We start from the raw sequence: 4,839 nt of genomic DNA on the forward strand, positions 1-4,839 counted from the left end.
CATCAGCTTGCGATTCGCCGAGGTACTTTGCACAAAAACCGCATACTTTTCGAGATTGCTCGGTTTGAGGCGCACAGTCTCCCCCATTGGCAAACCCAACATTTCTCGCGCCGCTTCTCCTTCAAATAAATCCCCTGTCGAACGCTCCATCAGCACAATTTCTTTCTTACCTTGGATAGTTTCTGTTTTAGTAAACTCATAAAACCCGCGCCCGGTTTTAAAAGCCAAGCCATTCTCCAGCACAAAAGCTTTAATTGAAATCTCGTTATCTACTTCTAAAATCTGAAATCTCCCCGGTTTTACGGTTCGCAATTCTGCTGATTCGTAAACAGCAGCGCCTTCCCGCTTCAGCATGGTATCAAACATCTTGTTTAATCCGCGGCTCATGCGACCTTCACTGACAACTTCTTGCTCGTAAGCTTGCAGTTGTTCGTTAGATGACTGTTGGTAACAAACTGCTAAAAACAAATCTGTGATGTAGGAAAATTGGTCGAGGTTGAGGTGAAAACCGCCAGATTTTTCGGCTAGTTCTTTGTAGAATAAAGTAGCGTGTTTGCGGTTGAGAGCTTGGATGCCGTACACGGCAATTCCCATCTGTGCTAACTTATCTACTTCCTGACGCCAGTTAAGTTTTTGAGGAGTTTGAGCGGGTGCGTGCGGGATGTCATCGCCAATTAGCACCAATGTTTTGGAATTAGTTGGAGTCCAAGAAAGTGACTGAGCTTCGCGCAAAACTAATTCGTAACATTCGGGAGCATCGCCGCCGCCAGTTGGTTCTACATTTTGCACAAAATTGCAAATCTTGCCGACATCGCCGGACAAATCGAGGTGTTTAGTCACGTAAGTGCTGCCAGCGTCGCAATAGTCCCCGTGAGCAATAATGCCAATCCGAATGCCAGGAATTTCATCGAGCAGTCTCGTTACCGTCTCTTTGATTTTCCGGCGAACTTGCGTCAAGCAAGGATACATACTGCCTGTTGTATCAAAGCTAAAAACGACTTCTATGTTGTTGGTTGTCATCACTTAACTCTCTCTAAACAACAAGGATTTCTTAGGAACAAGACTTTAATTTTTTAAACATTTGTTACACTTTTCTCTCTTCAAAAGTGGCGGGGTAAAGAGAGGCAGAGCCAAAGCATCTGCATTACCAGGCAGAGCCTGGTAACGAGCAATCTGGAATTTAAATGCGCGACAGCTTAACTGTTAACATCATTCCTTACTTATGTTATCACTCAATCAAAAATTCAGCAGCTATCAATTTACCATTTATTGTAATTATAACTGGCGTTTATAGCTGCTGAATTATGTTGATAAATTTCTCACAAATTTAGATCGGCAAACTCGCTAAATTTCTTGTTATCCCCGGAGGTGGAAGGTTGAAGGCGATCGCTGTTGTGTTCGCCGTTCAAGTTGCCGTTGCTGCGAGATTTGGTGAATTCTTCAGCGTTTGGCTTGGTGAAAGCGAGCGGTTCAGCGTGTTCTACTTGAAACACGTTAGCGTAAAGGTTGGCAATGATTTGTTTGCCGCCCTGGGTTAATTCCAAGTAGTTCAAAGCTGCTGGAATGTAGGGAAAAACTCCGTTCCAATAAAACTTGGCGTAATTTTGCCGCAAATCTCCGGGAGATTTGTAGCCCAAGATTTTATTAGTGCCGACTTCTTCAAATTCGTAGAACAGCGCACTGATTTTTCGCAGGTAATTGGGGTCGCTCAACTGACCGATCAAATCGGCGGCCCTGGCGAGTCCAGAATAATTGTTTCTGTCTTGATGAGTTTCGCTAGCAGGAACTGGGAAGCGTGTCAACTCAATATTGCGCTTGATTTGTTCGGCATCAATTAAGGTGTGGCCGCCGAAGCGTTCGTCAATTACGAGTTTTCCTCGATCGACATGATAAGGAGTTAAACTGGCAGAAGTAGCGCCGACGGGTACAGAAACCATGCCCCCGTCAATACCCGTAGCGTAGAGTCCGACAGCTTCTTGGTCTTGGCGGCAAACACCTTTGACGTAGCCGATATCGTGGCACAGCAGGGAGATCAGGTAGTGGAGCCAATCTTCCGGCGACACTCCCCCTTCGCGAATATGCTTGCCGCGAAGAATTTCTTGCCCCACCAATGCCACGAGCATTGTGTGTTCGACGTTGTGGTAGAGAGCGTCGCAGTTAGCGATATTTTCCAGAGCCATCGTCCCCGCCCAGGCGATAATTTCAGGGTAGTCAGGCTTGTACTTGCCGTAGGTGCGGCGGTAGCCGGCCTGCAGCTCTTGTACAAAAGCGTCAATCAGGATAGCGGTTGCATTGAACATGATAAATTCTCTCACTCAAACTTTAGTTACAAATTCGATCGCAAATATCTTGGATAGCTGAAAAAATAATCAATGGGCATGGCTGTAGGTTTGACCCCTCGCCCAAAGACAGATAGAAGCACCCGAATCCTGTCGTTGGCAGCCTCAAATTTGAGACTTCTGTTCGAGTTTTCAGATTCATTTGCCCCGGAAATGTCTGATTCCTCAATCAATCCTTCAATCGACTTGCCCCTCGGCATTGAATTTAAAATTTCAGCTAGTGTTTTCAGGTCAAAAAATTATTCTCAGGCTATGCTTCCCACGATAACCTAATTTCCGAAGCAACCGATAGATTTTTCGGCATTAAATCTTGGCGAAACAATTTGCATCGTTTCACCGACTAATTATTAGAATTTCTACGCATGAAAGTTATGAACTGTCTGTTTCCGAGCCTCTTCACTGCTGTCCTTGGCACTCGGCGGCCGATCGCCCCAAAATACCTAGGATTGTTTGCATTCACGGCTGTTTGCACCGCTGCACCAGCTTTTGGCGCGGAGCGAATCTACATAAATTACGGGCCGCTAGAACAATCAGTTCCGATCGAATCCCTGGCACTCTTCGCCAAAGAAGGCAAAATAGACTCGAACTTGGACGGCATTGCTCAGTACGCCAAAAAATCGCAGCTAGCTGAGATTCGCAATGCCCTGCAAGCGAAAGCTGAAATCAGCCACGTGACGATCGCCCAATTCCTCTACACGCCTCAAGGAGAAGTGCTGCTACAACGTTTGGGCAGAGTAATTCAAACCAAAGCTAGGCAGCCGGGATTTTATGCTATCCGAGCCGCCTTGATTTTAGCTGCCTCAGATCCAGAAGGCCTGACAATTCTCAACGTGCTGCGGAAATTCCCCACTTACGGCATCAGAATTGACGTTGCCCGCGGCTTTAGTATCGCCAACCAGCTAACATCGCTGATCAACCGTTCCAATCGGACGCTTGCCGGAGTCGCCCAGTTGTCGGAAACACAAGCAGCCGAGGAGTCTGGGATACCGCCCGCCGAAATGCTACAGATCCAGGAAAAGGGCCCCTATAATTGGAAAAAATCATCGGTAACTCTGACAAGTCCAAATCGCGATCGTACCTTTGATATGGACATTTACCTGCCGCAGGGCAGCCCGCAACCGGCCCCTGTCGTAGTAATTTCTCACGGTTTAGGTTCCGATCGCCTTTCCTTCCAGTATTTAGCCAAACACCTAGCCTCCTACGGCTTTGCCGTCGCCGTCCCCGAACATCCCGGCAGCAACGCCCAACAAATCCAAAACCTAGTAACAGGCAAAACCAACGAAGTAACAGAACCAGCAGAATTTGTCAACCGCCCCCTCGACATCAAAGACTTGCTCGATTATTTAACCAAACTTTCGACAACCAATCCCGCTTACCGAGGGCAGCTCGACTTGCAGCGAGTCGGCATCATCGGCCAGTCTTTCGGCGGCTATACAGCTTTAACATTAGCCGGGGCGGGGATTAACTTTGCACGGCTAGACAAAGACTGCCAGCGAGAAAACGAAACTTGGAACCTTTCCCTGCTGTTGCAGTGCCGCGCCCGCAGCCTAGAGCGCAACCAGTACAATTTCAGCGATCCGCGCATCAAAGCTGCGATCGCCATCAACCCGATCGCCAGCAGCATTCTCGGAGAAACAAGCCTCAGCCAAATCCAAATCCCAGTCATGGTAATCGCAGGCAGCGCCGATACAGTCGCCCCAGCTTTGCTCGAACAAATTCAACCCTTCACTTGGCTGACATCGCCCAACAAATATCTAGTAGTCCTCGAAAACGGCACACACTTCTCAACCATCGAGGAATCCCCTCAAAGCGTCTTTCTGCCACCACCAGAAGTCGTCGGGCCCGAACCAGCTTTAGCCCGCCGCTACCTCAACGGACTCAGCGTAGCCTTCATGGAAACCTATTTGAACAACAAATCAAATTTCCGCCCGTATTTACAGCCGAACTACGCTCTAAGCATCTCTCGAAACACTCTCGGACTGAGAATTTTGCGATCGCTCACCCCCGAACAACTCCAGCAGTTCGGCAGTGCTGCACCAGCTCGCAATCCTGCACCTCCACTGCCGATCGATCCACCACCTGTACCTTCTCCACCTCCGGTAACTCCCGCTCCGCGTTAAGGATAGGATGCGCCCAAGCTAGTCGCCCTGTGATGTGTTTTCGCCCACCAGTCACGCTCATCAGCTTTACTTATCACTCTCATCAGTTATGCTGCCGTCAAACCCCTTTACAAACGGCAACGATACCGTTAATAATAGAAACATCATCCGAACATTGAAAACCAAATAACGCAATCATAAATACATGACAGCCACCTTACAGCAGCGCGAAAGCGCCAACCTGTGGGACCAGTTTTGTAACTGGGTCACTTCGACCGACAACCGCATATATGTAGGTTGGTTCGGCGTCCTGATGATTCCTACACTACTGACAGCCACAATCTGCTACATCACTGCATTCATCGCAGCCCCTCCCGTAGACATTGACGGCATCCGCGAAC

3 protein-coding genes and 1 pseudogene are annotated in these 4,839 nt (G+C 48.3%); 2 read left to right on the forward strand and 2 right to left on the reverse strand.

Annotation, left to right across the window (positions count from 1 at the left end; genetic code table 11):
• Positions 1 to 1,020, reverse strand: a 1,020-nt coding sequence (locus WBA89_RS21340; protein ID WP_424409281.1) for a vWA domain-containing protein, incomplete at its 3' end; no start/stop codon positions are given.
• Positions 1,021 to 1,319: 299 nt separating this feature from the next.
• Complete coding sequence (locus WBA89_RS21345; RefSeq protein WP_424409283.1) at positions 1,320 to 2,300, reverse strand: Npun_R2479 family HD domain-containing metalloprotein; 981 nt, start codon at positions 2,298 to 2,300, stop codon at positions 1,320 to 1,322.
• A gap of 401 nt (positions 2,301 to 2,701) precedes the next feature.
• Between WBA89_RS21345 and WBA89_RS21350 the strand changes: the two genes are divergently transcribed.
• Both WBA89_RS21350 and WBA89_RS21355 read left to right on the forward strand, forming a co-directional pair.
• Positions 2,702 to 4,459: an alpha/beta hydrolase gene (locus WBA89_RS21350; protein WP_424409284.1), complete on the forward strand. Its 1,758-nt coding sequence runs from the start codon at positions 2,702 to 2,704 to the stop codon at positions 4,457 to 4,459.
• 184 nt (positions 4,460 to 4,643) lie between these two features.
• Positions 4,644 to 4,839 (forward strand): annotated as a pseudogene (locus WBA89_RS21355) (photosystem II q(b) protein); the annotation flags it as partial.

This window comes from Microcoleus sp., assembly GCF_049646505.1.
GTDB lineage: Bacteria > Cyanobacteriota > Cyanobacteriia > Cyanobacteriales > Microcoleaceae > Microcoleus.

Excerpts from the sequence above, each read along its gene's own strand:
- WBA89_RS21345 (WP_424409283.1), bottom strand. The coding sequence starts at position 2,300 with ATGTTCAATGCAACCGCTATCCTGATTGACGCTTTTGTACAAGAGCTG.
- WBA89_RS21350 (WP_424409284.1), top strand. The coding sequence starts at position 2,702 with ATGAAAGTTATGAACTGTCTGTTTCCGAGCCTCTTCACTGCTGTCCTT.